The organism is Nicoliella sp. ESL1149 (assembly GCF_058107265.1).
In genome coordinates, this window is the sequence record NZ_JBYLUE010000002.1 from 792,160 (window position 1) to 810,267 (window position 18,108).

17 protein-coding genes and 1 pseudogene are annotated in these 18,108 nt (G+C 32.7%); 13 read left to right on the plus strand and 5 right to left on the minus strand.

Translation table 11 applies throughout. The features are described 5' to 3' along the window. The first annotated feature begins 125 nt into the window (after nucleotides 1-125). Nucleotides 126-416, plus strand: coding sequence for a hypothetical protein (locus AC3B6G_RS03835; RefSeq protein WP_489849097.1), 291 nt, complete (start codon nucleotides 126-128; stop codon nucleotides 414-416). Beyond that, nucleotides 417-1,070, plus strand: coding sequence for a histidine phosphatase family protein (locus AC3B6G_RS03840; protein WP_489849098.1), 654 nt, complete (start codon nucleotides 417-419; stop codon nucleotides 1,068-1,070). A 114-nt stretch (nucleotides 1,071-1,184) separates the two neighbouring features. Here the strand turns inward: AC3B6G_RS03840 and AC3B6G_RS03845 are convergent. Beyond that, nucleotides 1,185-1,538, minus strand: a pseudogene (locus AC3B6G_RS03845) (C40 family peptidase); the annotation flags it as partial. A 589-nt stretch (nucleotides 1,539-2,127) separates the two neighbouring features. Here AC3B6G_RS03845 and AC3B6G_RS03850 point away from each other — a divergent pair. After that, complete coding sequence (locus AC3B6G_RS03850; RefSeq protein WP_489849099.1) at nucleotides 2,128-2,556, plus strand: MerR family transcriptional regulator; 429 nt, start codon at nucleotides 2,128-2,130, stop codon at nucleotides 2,554-2,556. Between the two features lie 59 nt (nucleotides 2,557-2,615). Here AC3B6G_RS03850 and AC3B6G_RS03855 read toward each other — a convergent pair whose 3' ends face one another. Further along, nucleotides 2,616-5,288: an MMPL family transporter gene (locus tag AC3B6G_RS03855; RefSeq protein ID WP_489849100.1), complete on the minus strand. Its 2,673-nt coding sequence runs from the start codon at nucleotides 5,286-5,288 to the stop codon at nucleotides 2,616-2,618. Between the two features lie 165 nt (nucleotides 5,289-5,453). Between AC3B6G_RS03855 and AC3B6G_RS03860 the strand changes: the two genes are divergently transcribed. From AC3B6G_RS03860 to nhaC, 4 genes are all read left to right on the plus strand, one after another. Beyond that, on the plus strand, nucleotides 5,454-6,107 hold the full coding sequence (locus AC3B6G_RS03860; protein ID WP_489849101.1) for a glycoside hydrolase family 73 protein: 654 nt from the start codon (nucleotides 5,454-5,456) through the stop codon (nucleotides 6,105-6,107). A 76-nt stretch (nucleotides 6,108-6,183) separates the two neighbouring features. Then, entirely contained in the window at nucleotides 6,184-6,921 is a 738-nt protein-coding gene (locus tag AC3B6G_RS03865) for a TerC family protein (RefSeq protein ID WP_489849102.1), read from the plus strand. Between the two features lie 7 nt (nucleotides 6,922-6,928). Beyond that, a complete protein-coding gene (gene trxA / locus AC3B6G_RS03870) occupies nucleotides 6,929-7,246 on the plus strand; it encodes a thioredoxin (RefSeq protein WP_489849103.1) in 318 nt (105 codons plus the stop codon). A 381-nt stretch (nucleotides 7,247-7,627) separates the two neighbouring features. After that, on the plus strand, nucleotides 7,628-9,016 hold the full coding sequence (gene nhaC / locus AC3B6G_RS03875; protein WP_489849104.1) for a Na+/H+ antiporter NhaC: 1,389 nt from the start codon (nucleotides 7,628-7,630) through the stop codon (nucleotides 9,014-9,016). Nucleotides 9,017-9,060: 44 nt separating this feature from the next. On the opposite strand, the gene AC3B6G_RS03880 is transcribed toward nhaC, so the two are convergent. Further along, nucleotides 9,061-9,324 (minus strand): Txe/YoeB family addiction module toxin, encoded by a 264-nt coding sequence (locus tag AC3B6G_RS03880; protein ID WP_489849105.1) that lies wholly within the window; start codon nucleotides 9,322-9,324, stop codon nucleotides 9,061-9,063. Then, complete coding sequence (locus AC3B6G_RS03885; protein WP_489849106.1) at nucleotides 9,324-9,584, minus strand: type II toxin-antitoxin system Phd/YefM family antitoxin; 261 nt, start codon at nucleotides 9,582-9,584, stop codon at nucleotides 9,324-9,326. The genes AC3B6G_RS03880 and AC3B6G_RS03885 overlap by 1 nt, the downstream gene beginning before the upstream one ends. Before the next feature lie 199 nt (nucleotides 9,585-9,783). Between AC3B6G_RS03885 and AC3B6G_RS03890 the strand changes: the two genes are divergently transcribed. From AC3B6G_RS03890 to AC3B6G_RS03915, 6 genes are all read left to right on the plus strand, one after another. Further along, nucleotides 9,784-10,155, plus strand: a complete 372-nt coding sequence (locus AC3B6G_RS03890; protein WP_489849107.1) for a hypothetical protein — start codon at nucleotides 9,784-9,786, stop codon at nucleotides 10,153-10,155. Nucleotides 10,156-10,265: 110 nt separating this feature from the next. Further along, nucleotides 10,266-12,098 (plus strand): McrB family protein, encoded by a 1,833-nt coding sequence (locus AC3B6G_RS03895; protein ID WP_489849108.1) that lies wholly within the window; start codon nucleotides 10,266-10,268, stop codon nucleotides 12,096-12,098. Beyond that, on the plus strand, nucleotides 12,088-13,749 hold the full coding sequence (locus AC3B6G_RS03900; RefSeq protein ID WP_489849109.1) for a nuclease domain-containing protein: 1,662 nt from the start codon (nucleotides 12,088-12,090) through the stop codon (nucleotides 13,747-13,749). The genes AC3B6G_RS03895 and AC3B6G_RS03900 overlap by 11 nt, the downstream gene beginning before the upstream one ends. Nucleotides 13,750-13,768: 19 nt before the next feature. After that, entirely contained in the window at nucleotides 13,769-15,403 is a 1,635-nt protein-coding gene (locus tag AC3B6G_RS03905) for a UvrD-helicase domain-containing protein (protein WP_489849110.1), read from the plus strand. Between the two features lie 130 nt (nucleotides 15,404-15,533). Then, nucleotides 15,534-15,884 carry a hypothetical protein gene (locus AC3B6G_RS03910; protein ID WP_489849111.1) on the plus strand — a complete coding sequence of 117 codons (351 nt, stop codon included), beginning with the start codon at nucleotides 15,534-15,536 and terminating at the stop codon, nucleotides 15,882-15,884. 179 nt (nucleotides 15,885-16,063) lie between these two features. Beyond that, complete coding sequence (locus tag AC3B6G_RS03915) at nucleotides 16,064-17,011, plus strand: hypothetical protein (RefSeq protein WP_489849112.1); 948 nt, start codon at nucleotides 16,064-16,066, stop codon at nucleotides 17,009-17,011. A gap of 34 nt (nucleotides 17,012-17,045) precedes the next feature. Here AC3B6G_RS03915 and AC3B6G_RS03920 read toward each other — a convergent pair whose 3' ends face one another. Further along, a complete protein-coding gene (locus tag AC3B6G_RS03920) occupies nucleotides 17,046-17,939 on the minus strand; it encodes a CAP domain-containing protein (protein WP_489849113.1) in 894 nt (297 codons plus the stop codon). Nucleotides 17,940-18,108 lie beyond the last annotated feature (169 nt).

Below are 18,108 nucleotides of genomic sequence, written 5' to 3' on the forward strand. Positions count from 1 at the left end.
TAATGAAAATTTAGAAAGCAGCTACCACATATAGATTAGAAAGATGCTTTACATCCATATATAGTTGCCAAAAAAGAAGCTTGCCTGTATGATATAACTATAATTAGGTAAGGGGGGATCTAAGAATGCCAAAACTAAAATCGAAATTAAATGGTTACATCCAAGTCCAAGTTGGAAGTGCATCTTATGAAAAAGTTGATACACAAACCATCACTCGTTTAATTGCTTCATTAACTAATGATCCCCGAGCAATTGAGCGAGCCACGGATTTAATCATGAGACAATTAGCTTTTCATTCTGTAATTAAACAATTTGATTTTAAATGTTTAATTTTTAAGACGTTAAAACAACTTGGATATCAAGAAATGGCATCTCGATATCATTATCGCTTTTTAGCAAAGGAAGTTACTAAATAAATGAAATTGAATGTATACATCGTAAGACATGGTCAGACTTATTACAACATTTATAATAAACTACAAGGGTGGAGTAATTCACCTTTGACAGAAAAGGGAATTAAAACCGCAAGACAAATGGGGGATAAACTCTCCCAGGTCAAATTTTCAGCAGCTTATTGTAGCGATACTACACGAGCTGAAGACACTGCTAAATATATTTTGGCTGCAAATAAACAAGCTCCTAAATTAATTACAAGTCCTTTTTTTCGCGAAGAGTTCTATGGCTATTATGAAGGAGCGAACATGGATGAAACTTGGTATGTAGCTGGTGCACCTCATGGATATAAGAGTTTTAAAGATATTGTGACAGCTCATTCAATTGGAACTGCAAAGGACTACTTGAAAGCTGCAGATCCTTTTCATGATGCTGAAGATAATGAAGCATATTGGAAACGATATGATCAAGGATTAGCCATGATTCGTGATAACAAGCAGCTGCATGATAATGATAACGTGTTATTGATCAGTCATGGGAACACCGTTTTAAGTTTAGTAGAACGCTTTGGGGACGGAAAATATGACATTACCGAACGGCCTGCCAATGGGAGTTTAACTAAATTAACGTTAACTAGTGAGTCAGCAAAGATTACTGATTATAATCTTTTGCCTTAAAAATTTATTTTAACCAGAAAAAGCGGTACTCAATTTGAGTATCGCTTTTATTATTATAAAAAAGGATTTTGTTAATATTTTATTATCTTAATTAAAGTCGTATTATATTAATTATTATTTTACGCGTGCGTAACCAACTAAATGCCACCATGAAGCATGAACGCTTTCTTTAATAACTCCACGGTTTTGAGCATCAATCATCTTACCATTACCTAAGTAAATACCAACATGAGAAATACTACCAGTACTTCCACCGAAGAATACTAAATCACCTTTTTTAGCATTAGCAGCAGAAACCTTAGTACCAGCATTGTATTGAGCTTGGGCAGTTCTTGGTAAACTTTTACCTAATGAATGCTTGAAAACGTAACGAGTGAAACCGGAACAATCAAAAGCAGTAGGACCAGTAGCACCATATACGTAAGGAGTATGTAAATGCTTGTTAGCTTCTTTAACTAAACTGCTGTAGCCACTTGCCTTTTTATTAGTCTTAAGCTTGATACTTACATTGCTGTCATCAGAATCGCTGTTAGTATTAGTATCGTCATTATCGTTGTTAGTATTAGCACTTTGATCTGAACTATCTTGAGCAGCGTTTTGATTATTATCTTGAGCAGTGTTTTGATCATTAGCTTTACTGTTATCAGCAGCAGCTGGAGTAGTAGCAGTGGTGTTTGGAGTAACATCATCGGCGTGAGCCATGATACTAGCACTTCCAACAAATAATGCTGAAGCAGTGATTGAACTAATAAGAGCCTTCTTAAAATTGATAAACATAATCTGTACAAAATCCTTTCGTGTTACTTTACTTTTTTATAATTTAATTTATTGTTTTGGGTTGACTTGATTACCAAATCAACAATATTAATAATACAGTTTTTATGTTACAGGATAGTTACAGTGAATTTGCAATGCAGTTAAAACAGTACTATTAAATTGTAACTTAAGAAGATTTTGTTAAATTGGTTTACAACGTTGTCGGTTTTATGATACCGTTATTAATGAAATCGAACTATTACATATTTAAATCTATAAAAATCGAAGAGGCGAAAATAAAATGGATAAAAAATTTGATGGTGGAATGGATTTAAGAAAGCTGATTTTTAGAACTGGTGAAGTAACAAAAATAACGGGAGTTTCCGCTCGTCAATTACGTTATTGGGATCAAAAGGGATACGTTAAATCGGAGAGAACGGATGAAAATTCATCAAGAGTATATTCATTCTTTAGTTTGTTAAGAGTTGTCAATATAAAGAATTGTTTGGATGAAGGTTATACCTTAAATGCAGCGATTAAGAAGATGGAAGAAAATAAAGAAAAGATGCAACGGATTCATCACTTTTTCCGAGCTGCTTATCAAGGATTGAAGACGATTGATGATAAGATAATGATTGACCTTGGTTATTTAAATGAAGATAAAAAACAACGATTATATGGATACATTGATGGAGAAGAAGCTAAGTATCAAGTTATTAATGAGGAATAAGAGTAAACAAAAGAGGATAGTCATTAATGGCTATCCTCTTTTGTTTATATAATATGAAGTTATTTATTCTTTTTAGCTTTATTTTGTGGTAATACTTCTGCAAGTTTACCAAAAGCACTGATTAACATTGGTAATGTAATGTTAAAGATAATGCTTGTTGAAATCAATGCAAAGCTAACTGCCATCGTTGTAATCGTTGCGTTAAAGAAACAACTGATAGCAATAACAATGATAATAATCCAAAGGTACTTAACGATCTGACCTAATCTTGTAAGTGAAGGATCTAACCAGCTAATGATTGAATTATCACGTTCACGATAAGCAATTGCGATTGGAACAAGTTGCCAAACTGCTAATGCAGTCAAAAGAGCAATAAGGATTAAACCAGCTTGCCAGTTGATTCTACCATCACCAGTAGTCCAGTGAAGGAGCATTCCGGTAATCGACATCCCAGCTAAAGCACTAGCAACAAAGGTAACTAACCAATAGATTGGTTGTAAGATAGCACGGCTCAAGATGAAGAGGGCTAAAAGACTAATTCCCGCAATGATCATAATTGCCATATTCATAGAATGTTTGAACTTAGTTTGGGTTTCAGCTTGACGTTCAGGTTGACCATTAATGGCAATCTTAGCATTTGCTAATGGAGTTCCTTGAATTTGGGTGTTGATTACATTTTCAATCTCATTCATCGTTCTTACATTATGGTAATAGTCAGGAGTGTTATTAAGGATGATTTCAATTTGAGTCATCTTTAAGTCTTGACTGGTGTAATTGAAGAGGGATTGTTGGAAATCAGTATCAGCAAGTTGGCTTGGGGTAATGTAATAAGTGTTTGCAGCAGATGAGTGGGCTAAGCCTTCGATGTAGTTGTAAACATCGTTCAAGCTTGAGTTAGTTGCTTTAGCCTTCGTAGAAATAAGATCTAATTGACTCTTAACAGTTTCCAATTGGCTCTTATATTCTTCTAAGCTACTAGCAACATTAGTTGCATCCTTCATGCCACTAATAGCTTTATTAATACTTTGAGATAATTCATTTAAACTATTATTGTATGAAGCAACGTTTTGGGCAGATGCTTTCTTACTACTACTATTGCTCTTGTTCGTAGCTTGTTTAGCTTGGGCATCAACTTGGCTTTGGTTCGTTGAAAGACTTTCAGAACTATCCTTAGCTTTTTGAAGGGCCTTGATCTGTTTGTTCAAAGTACTGAACTTAATATCTTTCTTTCCTTTTTTAGCATCCTTGATCATATGGGACAACCGTTTTTGAGAACCATTAACAGCCGTAGTTACATTGTTCAATTGATTATAAACGTAGTACTTACTGATTGGTAAACCACTAGGTTGGGTAACTGAATAAACACTATTGACATTGGATGTTGATTTTAGTTTATTAGTCAAAGCATCAATTTGTTGTAAATCAGTTTCATTATTTAAAGGTTTATTATTACTTACGTAAACAGTAACGGGGGTTGGCTTTCCTTGTGAAAAGTGGGCTTTTAATAAGTTTGATCCCATTGCAGCTTGGGTTTTAGAAGTGTTACTTTCTTGGTTGCTGTAATTTAAATGGTAGTTGTAAGTATATACAAGTGGTCCAATAATGTAGAGGGCAACTAAAATTCCAGCAAGTGGTTGCCATAGTGAGAAGTGGGTCAACTTATTCCAAATTTTACTACCAGTCATTTCGCGAACGTTATGACTAGGCCAGATTAACTTGCTACCAACCCAACCAACTAAGATTGGGGTTAAAGTGGTTGTTACTAGAACAAGGATAGCTACTGTAATCGTAACTGATACTAGTGATTGGAAAGGTGCAAATGGGATAAATGCAAATCCAGCAAAAATGATAACAAGGACTAAGCAGCTTGTTAATAGTGGATTGAGGGATTCCTTTAACGCATTAACGACCGGTTCGAAACGATTTCGAGTTTCTTCACTATTTTCCATTGAACGTTGGAAAAGAATGAAATTAAATAATGTGCCTAAAATTAACGTAATTAATAATGTAATCAATGGCGTATAGGCTGTAAATAACCAACTAGCATTACTACGAATCGTAATGTTTTCAATCAAGCTCAATGAAGTTACATAAGCTACTAATGTAGCAATAAGTGAGATCAATGGAGCAATCAATGACTTGAAAAGGAATGCCATTACGATGAACGCTAAAATAATGGCAACAAGGGTAATGGTTCCAGTAGAACGAGATACCCGTTGAGTATTTTCTTGGTTCAAGATTTGAGAACTAGTAACGTAATTATCGAAGCCCTTGATTTGCATAAGGGAACGAACTTCAGATTGCCAGTTCTTACCTAAATTAGTGTTAGGAGCAACGTATAAATTAACAATTTCCGTTGTTTTATCATGGGAAAGTAATTGCAATTGGCCGTTCGGATTAGTATTTAAATCAGTAATTCGTTTAATGCCTAATTGTTTGTTTTGTTTAGCTAATTTAGTAATTGCCGCAGTAATTTTACTTTGGGTGGTTGTATTTATTTTTTGATCATTATTTGTATGGTAGACAACACTAACTCTTTGAGCCCCATCAAGATTACGGCCCCACTTTTGTTGCATTTGTTGAGCTGTTACCATTTGGGAAGATTTAGTGAATTGGGTTTGCCCGTTATTTTCAATCAAGTTCTTGGTACTTGGTAACTTGAAACAAGCAAAGAAAATCACAATGACCCATAGAATGATTCCTATTAGCCATTTATGTTTAAATTGTTTCATTATTAAACCGCTCCTCTGAAAAAATAAGTATTAACTAAATTTTACCATATTTTAAGGAATTAAATGTTACAATCAGCAAAAAAACCAATAACAACTTTCCCATTCTCTAAATTTTTGCTATATAATAGAAGAAGTATAAATTATTTAAATAAGAAGGTTACATAATTGACAAAGAGAAAAGCAGAAAATAAGAAGAACCATCATTCATTTTTATTGATCCTTCTGATTGTAGTAGTTATGGCAGGTTTAGGAACAGCCTACATCGTTCATAAAATGAATAATCAGCAGGTGGTTCAAAACCAAGAAAATAGTCTCCACAATGCGGAACAAGAACAACAACGTCAATTGCGTGAACAACACGATCGGTTTATTAAAAGTATTGCCACTCCAGCAATTAAAACGTATAAGACTAGTTATCACGTCTTACCAAGTATCGTGATTGCCCAAGCAATTCTTGAATCTGATTGGGGTAATTCTAAGTTGTATCAAAATGCCAATAACCCATTTGGAATTAAAGGTTCTTATAAAGGCCAATCAATTTCATATGATACAGCTGAATACGTTAAAGGAAAGAAAATTACGGTAGCTGCGAACTTTAGAAAATATCCTGATCTTGAAGCTGCCATTAAAGACCATGATGCGACAATTAAAACGCATTTTATTAAGAAGAGTAATGTAACAAGTTATATTACAGCGGCTAATTTGTTGCAAAAAAATGTTTATGCGACTGATCCACATTATGCCAAAAGTTTGATAAACGTAATTAAACAATATAATTTAAGTCAATATGATTTAAAGGCAATTAATGCTAATAACTAGTTGCCTTTAATGGATAATTTGATATAATTTCCTTGTAGTAAATTGGAAAAAATTTGAAGAACGAAGGGGAAATGCATTGAATATTTTCGAGAAGCTCTACGGACCATTTTTTGATCCGCATAATTGGGCAACTGTCATTACATCTGGTGGTGACTGGTTGATTATTTTATCGTTGGTTTTAATTGAATGTTTGTTATCAGTAGATAACGCGGTCGTCTTGGCTGCTCAAACGCAATCATTACCAACCAAAAAGCTTCAAGAAGAATCACTGTTTTACGGAATTTGGGGATCATATGTCTTTCGCTTTATTGTAATTGGATTAGGAACATACCTAATCCATTTCTGGGAGATAAAAGTAATTGGTAGTATCTACCTATTATATTTAGCTTATGATCACTTTTTTGGGAAACACAAAGATAAAAAACAAGCTAAGGATAATAAACACATTGATCCAAAACACCATCGAAGATTGTTTTGGTGGGTCGTTTTACAAATTGAAATGATGGATATAATCTTTTCAGTCGATTCCGTGTTGGCATCGTTAGCAATTTCACCTAATCCAGTTATTGTTTTGATTGGTGGAATTATTGGAATTGCAGCAATGCGGGGAGTTGCGGAAGTCATTATGTTATTAATGAAGAAAGTCCCGGAATTGTATCCAATGGCTTATATTTTAATTGCCATCATTGCTGTGAAGTTATTTGTTTCAATTCCCGCCATTGATATTGAATTTCCGCCATCATTATTTGGATTGATCGTATTAGGAACTGTTGTAATTACATTGCTCATACATTGGTTCCGTAAGAGAAGGTAGGCCAAGCATGGTTGAAAAAATTAATAATGATAATTTAATGACATTCACTGATGCACCAATGGTAGTACTTGATTTTTGGGCAACTTGGTGTGGTCCATGTAAAATCATGAGTCCCATCATTGAGGAATTAGCGACCGATTTTAAGGGTAAAATTAAATTCGGCAGTGTCGATGTTGATAAGTATAAAGAGATTGCTTTAAAGTATCATGTTTTAGGGATGCCAACGTTGGTGATCTTTAAAAATGGGAAAGCAACAGAAAAAGTTACTGGAGTCTATCAAAAACCTGCATTAACGAAGTTCTTAAATCAACGCCTTGCTAAGTAATTGTTGACAGTTAGAAAAGTAGATGTTAATATATTTTTAACTTAATTAATTAAATCTTTACTTTCCAACTGAGTAGAAGCATATCTGGGCGTCAGAAAGTCGGTGGTTGATGCGAACCGATCAGGGTATGACTTATGAAATACGGCAAAGATTAGATTCGGCTAACAATAGATCCGTTATCATCTAGCGAGTGGAGGACGTTCGTTCTTCATTTGGGTGGTACCACGGTAAAAATCGTCCCAATTACTTAGATGTAGTTGGACGATTTTTTTGTTTGTTAAGGGGGAATTGAAAGATGTTGTGGAGTCATTGTGGTGGAATTAGTGCCTATCAAGATTGATATTGGTCGGTAATGAAAAAAATAAAAGAGGATGAATATCAATGAAAAATGAAAAGCAGAATGTTGGCGTTAGTTTAAAAGAAAGTATTATTGTTTTAATTGGCATTTTAATTATTATGTCGGGAGGAATTATTGGACTCCATATTTCTCCAGAAGTGCCAATCTTATTTAGTATTATGGTCCTCGTATTTTGGGCTAAGTGGCATGGCTTTAGTTGGGATGAAATCGATAACAGTTTTGTTGTCGGGATTAAAAGTGCAATCGTTCCATTATTTATTTTCCTATTAATTGGTTCATTGATTGGGACTTGGATTGCTACTGGAATCATTCCTACTTTAATGGTTTACGGGTTCAAATTGATCAGTATCAGATGGTTCTTACCATCCGTGTTCTTGATCTGTTGTATCGTTGGATCGATTATCGGAAGTGCTTTTACGGTTTGTTCAACGTTAGGAATTGCTTTTATGGGAATTGGATTAACGATTGGAATTAACCCAGCAATGATTGCCGGGGCCGTTATTTCAGGAGCGGTCTTTGGAGATAAAGCATCCCCATTGTCAGTTTCAACCAATGTTGCTGCAGCTGCCGTTAAGGCCAACTTGATCGATCATATTAAGAACTTAATGTGGTCAACGATTCCATCAGCAATCGTTTCGTTAATCTTATTTGCAATCATTAGTAAGCCAGATCCAAGAATGGGGAATTTCCACAGTGTTGATGTAACGACGCACATTTTGCAACATACTTTTTCAATTACGCCACTAGCATTGATTCCAGTTGTGTTATTATTCGTCTTTGCATGGTTAAAAGTTCCAACGATTCCAACCTTATTCGTAAATATTGTGATTTCAGCAATTTTAGGATTCTTTGAAGGTCATGGCTTTAATTTCATGAAGTTGAATAATGTTATTACGAATGGATACGTTTCACATTCCGGAAATCCTCGTGTTGATGTATTACTTACTAGAGGGGGAATTAGTGGAATGATGGGAACGGTTTCATTAATTTTCGTAGCGTTATCCTTAGGTGGTTTATTAATGAACCTTGGCATCATTAAAACTGTTATGGATGAATTAGCAACTCACTTGCATGGAACTTTCCAATTGATTTTGGCCGTTATCTTAACTTCATTTGGGGTCAACTTCTTTATTGGAGAACAATTCCTTTCATTGTTACTTCCGGGACAATCATTCCGTGAAACGTTCAAGAAAAACAACTTAGCACCAGTTGCTTTGAGCCGAGCCCTTGAAGATGGGGGAACGGCATTAACTTACTTAATTCCATGGGGGGTTGCTGGATCATTTATGACCGCAACATTAGGCGTTCCAGTATTACACTACGTGCCATTCATGTTCTTAAGTATCTGTTCACCAATCTTCTCCTTGCTATCAGCGGCAACGGGAATTGGAATTAAACACATCAAGAATTAACTAAAAAGTGATTAGAAATTTATTTCTAATCACTTTTTATATGTTTAATTTTCATAATGAGTACGACAGGCTATTATTATTACTTCAGTGTCATTAACAGTGTATATAATGCGGTCCTTATCATTTACACGACGAGACCAATATCCACTAAAGTTACCATGCAACGGTTCGGGTTTACCAATTCCCTCAAACGGAGTCCTTGCAATATTTTGGATTAATTTGTTTAATCTCTTTAAGTCTTTTTTATTATTTTTTTGGATCCATAAATAGTCCTGCCAACCAGTATCAGTAAAACATTTAATTTTCATTATTTATTTTCATCCATTAATTTATGTTTCTTAAACTGAGCTTGTTCTACCTGACTCTTACCCTTTTCTAACCATTTTAAATTATTAGGATTATCTAGAACATATCGGTTTTCTAACATATTATTGTATTCCTCTTCTGATATTAAAACAGCATTCTTATTACCCTTACGAGTTATTGTAATTGGTTCAAAATCATCTGTTGCTTTGTCCATGAAATCTTTTAATCGACTTCTAAAATTAGAATAGGTAGTTGCTTCCATAATGATTACCCCTTTCTTTAGCTTGATTGTACAATATTAAGTACAAGTAGGCAATAAAAAGCTTATTTTAAAATTAAAAGGATAGTAGAAAAAATTCTTAATTCCATTTTTAGGTTAGTTTAAGGTTACTTTCATATACTAATAACAATCAATTAAATAAATTGATTACTTAAACTAACAGAAACAGGAGTTGATTAAAATGATTAAAATCAAAAAAGTATTTGTAGCATTATTAGCAGGCTTTACAGCAGTATTTGCGGGTGCTCAAGCATACACCGCTAGCGCTGATGCAACGAATGAAAAGGCTAATGATCACCGCAGTTACGATTCTCAAACAATCAAGAAATCAAATATCTCCAGTACCTTAACATCAGCTAATCAAAAAGCAATCGATAAAGCTAACGCTTACGTAGCAAGTCCTGCCCATCGAACTCTCCCTACAAGTAATGCAACATTGAATGTGATTAAATCAATGGATACAACTAATAACGTAAAAGAAGCTAGTCAAGCCGCGACACCTGCCAGACGGCGAATGGTATACACAAAAGTAACGGCGGATACATTTAAATAACATATTTTTGCTACGATGGATTAAGTTCCATCGTAGCTTTTTTTGTAAACGTTGACAGTTCTTTCTTTATAACGGTATTATTAAAACAATTATAAGGGGAGTGGCGAAGAATGGGATATGAAGTAATTGGAACGGTAACAGATGTAAATATCAAAACTAGAAATGGATTAAACTTTTGCATTACATTAAGCTATAATTCCGGATTAAGTGTTCAAAATAGAGAAAAATATGTTGAGAATAATCCAACTCAAGAATTGAACTTTAAATCAATTAACAATCTTAGCAACGAAATAAAGGGAATAAATTGGAATCGATTGTATGATGTATTTGAAATCAATTCACCGGATGTTTTAAAAGATAGTGAGATTAGAAAACAATTAGAAAATCAAATTTTAATGCTATGCAAGAATAAAGTATTAGTTGTTGCAGCAAGTAATGATTTTAATGAAATTAACATAGTTGCAGATATAAAAAGTCCTACATCTTTTAATAATCAAGAATTAACATTAGTTTTAACACCCGATGAATTACGGAATGTTAATAATTTTAACGAATTACAAAATATCATTTTAAATCAAGACGGTAAAATTCGATTTGATGACTTGTTAAAATTTAATTTTAATAAAGAAATTCATTCATTTGTATGGGTAGACGAAAATGGAGCCAATTTATTCGATGCTAATAATATATTTATTGATAATGATAATGGTTCAGTAAATATTAATGGGGTTAATTTTGAACAACAAAAGAAAATTTCAAAAGAGTGGATTAATCAAATAGACAAGATTGAAACGGGATTTTATATTCCTACCCAAATTCTTACTAACTATGAAGAAAAGAAACCTCTAGAAATCCAACCTGATTCTAGAAATGATGAAATTTTAAATCATTTTGATGATGTCCTTACTAATAAGTATTCGCTTGTGTTAAATCAAAATGATATTATTAATTTTCATATTTCTTTGAAGAGTTCATTATTTACAATTCTTGCTGGAATTAGTGGAACTGGAAAGTCTAAAATTGTTACTGCATATGCTGATAGTTTAGGGATTAAGAATCCCCGGCATTTTAATATGATTTCGGTTAGTCCTGACTGGAGAAGTAGTAGTGATTTATTAGGTTATGTTGATGCAATGAACAATATATATCGGCCAAGTGAATCAGGATTAGTCGATACCTTAATTGATGCAAGTGAACACCCAGATAAAATGTATATAGTTGTTCTAGATGAAATGAATTTAGCTCGAGTTGAATATTATTTTTCACAGTTTCTTTCAGTAATGGAAAAAGATCCTAATGATCGTGAAATTGTGTTATACGATGATGGAATTCAAAATCAAATCAAGAATAGTAATGAATATCCTGCAAGAATTAAGATCAATCAAAATATAAGATTTGTTGGAACGATGAATATCGATGAAACCACTTTCCAAATATCAGATAAGGTATTGGATAGAACGAATGTTATTAGGTTAAATAAAGAACCGTTTTTAAAAGTAAATGATAGAATACCAAGGAAAAATTATGTTGAAGATCGAGTAGTAGGGGCAAGGGAATATGCTTCTATGATTGCTTTAAATGAAAACAAATTTGATGAAATTCATTTAAGATTTCTTGATGAACTATATAAGCTGATTAATGATCGAATTCCAACATTTGGTTTTGGTTGGCGAACAGTTACTAGTATTAATCAATTTATGTTAAATGTTAATAAATATGATTATGGTGATTTTAATGATAGAACTGCTTTTGATGCTCAAATTGCACAAAGAATATTGCCAAAGCTAAGAGGGACAAGACGAGTTCTTTTGCCACTTTTTAATTCTGATCAAAGTATTGATTCTTTATTAGATGCAAATAGTGAATTATCTGATTTTCAAGAAACAAGGAAACTATTGGACCAAAAAGAAAATGAGCTTAAGGTGAATGGTTATGTCAGTTAATGTCTTTTTAAAAGAAGCAGGAGAGTACACCCAAATATTTCCAATAAAAAATAATGAAATAAATTTTACAATTAAAGAAAATTCAACTAGCTTTTTAGATGTAGAGATTAATGGTAATGATAAATTTTATATTGATGGATTAAAAGATTTTGATTATGCCCACAGTGAAATAGAAGTTAATGAAGATGGGGATTATTGGCTAACTAAGAGTAAAAAAATATATATTTATGACAATGTAAGAGATAATGACGTGCCAAATAAATATTCTCCCGGGTATTATAAAATAGAGATTAATTGTGGTGGTAAGATAACGATTTTATGTCTTACCATTAAACCTAAATTTGGTAATCCACCCTTTTTTACGTATGGGCAAATGATTTATGATATTGATTCAATGGTTGAAGGATTATCAAAAGATAATCAAAGATTAATGCGTGCAGAAAAAGAATTGCCACTGAATAGGTTATTTAAACTATTAAAAGATAAATTTGATGATTTTAGGATGATGTTGTTTGATTTAAAACGTTATCCACAAAATGAGATTTTAAAAGATTATCGGACTAGTAAAGTTGTAAATGGAAGAATTGATCAACATTCTATCCAAATGATGGCAAAACATCCAAGACAACAATATTTTATTGAGCAGAATAAATTGGAAGTAAATACGCGTGCTAATCAATATTTCAAATATAATTTAAATCAAATTCAAAATAAGTTGAATTATGTAAAAAAGGCATCGAAACAAAGGATTAATTTTGATGTAGGAATTGTTGATAGATATTCAGAAATGATTAATGATTTTAATTATAATTCTTGGATGAAAGATGTTTCTTTGAAGTATGTTTCAATACCAGCTCACCTCATTGATTATCGTTATCGTTTTGTTAATGATTTTCTAAGAGAGTTGGAAGCATTATTAAAAGAAACCAATGACGTTATAAAAAAGACTAACAATTTTCTAGCTGCTAACAGAAGCAGTTATGATTTATATGAATATTGGGGATTTTTAAAAACAATCGTTGTTTTAAAAAAAATGGGTTTCGATTTTCTTCGTGGAGAATCCTTTGAATCAATTTTGAACGAAAAGTTGAAAACATCACACTCTAAAATAACAGAAGGATTACCTAAACAATTATGTGTTGAAATGAACAAGGCCTTAAGTTCATCCCAAAAGTTGAAAGTTAATGTTGTATATAATGATATTATGAGCAATAATAAAAATGATTTTGAATATATTTGGATTGATAGTTGGCACACTAAGCCAGATATTAGGGTTGATTTGTTTGATGGTGAAAACACATTTATTGGTGCATTTATAATTGATACTAAATATCGGGATGTTAAGTATTTTTGGAATGCTAATAAGGGAAACGAGACTTGGCAACAGATGAAAGATTATTACTACAATATTAATAGTGATAAAATATTTGATTCTGACAGGTATCAACAAATAAATAATTTACGGACTATTACTCAAGTTGGTGTAATGACACCTAAGACTGTTAATCCGTACGATTCTCATGATAATTATGGGGTTGCTCCAATTAGAGCGATTCCAGGTAAAGATGAAACGGATATTAGTAGTTTTATTACTAGACAATTAAAAATAATTTTGGGAAATGTTGATAGTTTAACAACTAAATCTAATTAATTAGAATAGAGGAATTTCCATGAATAAATTACCAAAAGAAAGCCAATTAACAGACGAACAATTAAAAGCTTTGCATGCAACTCCTGATAAGGATCAAATTATTTTAGGGGTAGCTGGTGGTGGAAAGACAGTTATTGCCATTTATCGGGCGCTTGCTTTAGGTAGCGATAATCTTATTGATAAAAAGAAAGTATTATTATTAACTTTTAATGATGCAATAAATAAATTTATTAGTTCTACTGTATCCAAAATGGATAATAACGAGAATGTTTACGTGCAAAAAGTATATACGTATTTTAAAGATTTATTAAATAAATATAAGCCAGATGATGAATTAAAGAACATTAGTGATTATGATTATGATGTTTTATTGGATGCTTATAATAATCAAAATGATTCAGAGCTTACTGGAATTAGAAGTAGTGATGATGATCGTCTTATTAGAGAATCAATTAAAAAAGCTCGCGAAGATCAACCAGAAAATGCACTTTGGAATAAGAAAAAAATGGATAAAAATGATATTGATTTAGAGCTATATAATGAAATTCGTTGGATGGAAGATAACGAAATATCTTACGTTGATGGGAATAACGATAAGGGCGAAAATTATTTAAACATTAATAGAATCGGGAGAAGTTCTTTAGATCTTGGTAATAAAGGTGGAGAACAAAGAAAATTAGTATTAGATATCTACAAGGATTATCATCAACAAAGGGATAAATTTAAAAATAAATCAGAAGCAAGAAAAATATTTAATTTTAATGATGTTTTTCGATTTGTTAAGTATCTTGATATTCCTGATTCTGAGAAATATGATTATATTATTATTGATGAGGTTCAAGATATAACTCCGGCAATGTTTTCGGCTTTATATTACCTAAGAAAGAAGAATGATGGAAAAACCACTTTCACCTTACTAGGTGATTTATCTCAAAATATTTATGGAAGTAGAGTATCATGGAATAAATTAGGAATTAGAGTTGATAGAAGTAATAGTAATCGGATTAGGATGAACTATCGGAATACAAGACAAATTGCTCAATTTGGAAAAGATGTATTAGATTACTTTAGAAGAGCTTATCAGTCAGATGTAGAAACAGATGCTTATCAAGAAAACGATACAACATTTATTGAACCAGAGGCTTCTAATAAAGATGGTAAGAAACCAATTGCAATTAGCAGTAAACAAGAAGATTTAATTTTATCGTTTATTAAAAAATCTATTGAAGATAAAAAAACGCTTTTAATTATCACCAATGGATATAGAGATAGAAAAGACATTAAAGAATTGTTAGATAAAAATGATATTAGTAGTTATACAGATAAATATACTGGTATTGATGATGATAAAGATATTTTAATTTTACCAATTAATAAAATCAAAGGTTTACAGTTCGATAATGTGCTTCTCTATTGTGTAGATACTGTTGCTAAAAGGCGTAGTCGAAAAGAATTAGTAAATTCAGATGGATTTTCTTTGAATTTTAACAATTTAAATGATGACGATGATGATGCAAGTATTTTCTACTCAAAATTATACGTTTCAATTACAAGAGCAGAGAATGAATTAATGTTAGTTTATAGAAATGACAATTGTAAAAAAGTATTACAAGACATTTCTAATTTATCTGACGGTTCATTAGAATTTAAATAGTCCTATAATATAAATACGTAATAATAATTAGTCATTAATTATTATTACGTATTTTTTTAGGTTCGTTTAAGGTTCGCTTTATATACTAATAACAATCAATAAAACAAATAAGAAAACGGAGCTGACCAAAATGAACATGAAAAAAGGATTAATCACACTATTAGCTGGAATAACTACTGCATTTGCTGGAGCACAAGCAACTACTGTGAGTGCAAATGTCGTTAATGAAAGACAACAACAAGTAGATGATTCAAGTAATGTTTCTTCAAACGTAAAGCTTACTCCCGTTAATCAAAAAGTAATTGCTGAAGCCAACTTCTACGCTTCTCAAAAAGCTCGTCAAGTTAAATCGATCAACAAAACACTGGATACGATCAAAGAAATGGATACGACTAATAACGTTAAGGAAGCAACTCAATCTGCTACTCCGGACAAACGAAAATTAGCATACGCCAAAGTAACTAGTATGACCTTTAAATAATTTTTGATAATGATTAAGAACTAATTTAACTTCCCCCAAAAAACTTCCAATAAAAGTCCCGTAATAAAACCACTCACTCGGTTTAGTTACGGGACTTTTTTATTAGAAGGTGTTCAAAAGTCATAACTTGGCATAAAATAAAACATACAGTAATTTGTCGCGAAAGGAAGTTCTCGAACATGTTAGATATGTTCAAACAAATGTTGATCGAGTACCATAATCATGATCAGCAACCGAAATGGGATGGGAGGGTTACTGACCACTCCCTACCACTAACCCAAAAACTAAGTGCGGGTTTAAAACTAACCATGGGGACAAATGTATTATTAACTTTTTATCAAGCAACCAATGCGTTCATCGATATTACGACTGATTCGACTGAAATCGAAAAGTTGATCAATTCCAAGCATCGTCATAATACGACGAAAATTGTTCAAGTCACAGTAGCTGGGATTCCGATTCCAAAGCAGTTTCAACAAGCACTTCCCGATGGCACGCAGTTGAGTTATCAATTTATTTCAAACACTCACGTAAAAATAGCCGCCTCGATTACGAATGAACAAGTTCAACAATGCTTTGAGCAGTTCAAATATCGTTTTCAGCTAAAAGATTTATATAATTATTGGGATGATATCATTCACCACTCTTACGTGGAACTAAATGAGTTCAATGATGCAGATGATTTAAATTTGGAATATGGAAGAGATCCCCATGCAATGGACGACTACTATGCCGTTAAACAGAATGGAACATATCATTTAGTGAGAATTATTTACGGCCCCGAAGGGCAAGAAGAACTGGACCGAGCTTATGATCCAGCATTTCAAAGTCTTAGCAAACAAAATAATATCGGTCGAGACATTTTCAATATGTTTATAATCATAGCGCAACGCCAAAAGAAACGTGAAAACGGTCAAATTCCAAATTGTACCCAGCAAGAAATTTCAGAAATTGCACTAAATAAATCAAGATACGGAAAACTTCAGGTGGAATGTTACACTTGTGCGACTCCATTTTATACGGACGCTCAGGAATGCCATCGGATAATGCTACACTTTCTGGATTTAGTTGATAAAGATGGTTGCGATATTTATTTTGCAATTACTAAGCTAGATTCATTGTACTAAAAAACTCAGCCGTTAAGCTGAGTTAATACATAGATTAGATCCAATTAATTTCATAAGCGATTAGGTATTGACCGTGGTAAACAGTAATCCCAATTCCAATCTGGTTCAACTTTGGATTCAAGAAATTGATCCGATGGTCCCAATTAGAGGCGTAACCATCTTCAAACATCAAGCCGTTGATATCTTTGATCATATCATCATTCAAATACCCATCAGCATCTTCGCTCGCTAGGTTTTCTGCACTTCCAGTTAAATTGGTGTAACCAAAGCTTTTGGCAACGATGTCGTTATATGCCTTCCCATTATTATCATAATGGGAATAGTCATAACGAATCTGTTGGGAACGCTTTTGGGCAATTTGGGCTAGTTGAGTGTTCCACTGCAATGGTTTTAAGCCATGTTGATGGCGAATGTAGTTAATATAATTTACTGCATAGAATTGGGTAGCTAAATTCATTTTAGCAGTTGATAAAGATTTCACCTGACTAGCCTTAGCTGGTTCAAGATCACAACTTGCGACCCAGCCGGACTTCCCATTCGTTAATTCAATTTTATAGTAATATTGATGCCATTTTGCAGCTTTGCGTTCAATGATTCTCTTAACATTAAAGGTCTTATTTCCTAAATGAGTGGCGTGACGTTGATCTTTTTCATAGGCGGGAAAGTTCTTCATCATGACACTATTATTGATCGATTCATAAACGACTTTACTTCCGGAACCCTTCTTTAGTTGATTAATTTTCATATAGGGATTCGGATTAAAATTTTTATATCGGTCATCAGTGGGGTAATCTGATTGAAGATGTAAGGGGAGATAGACGTTATGCGTTAAGTCACTGAAAGTAGCGGCGGAAACAGGAGTCGCACTCCCCAGGCTTAATCCAACAATCGATACCAATAGAATCTGTTTAAACTTTTTCAAAATCATGTTCTTCGCTCCAATTTGATTAGTAATTTTATTGTACACAATCTGAAGTTGTTGTGCGGGAACTAATCAGAATTTAAATAAAAAAACATCAATTTGTAATCGAAGTTAATTTGTTGACATTAAAAAATTAAAGTATACTTATAATATTGTTTGTTTTTTAAGAAAAACT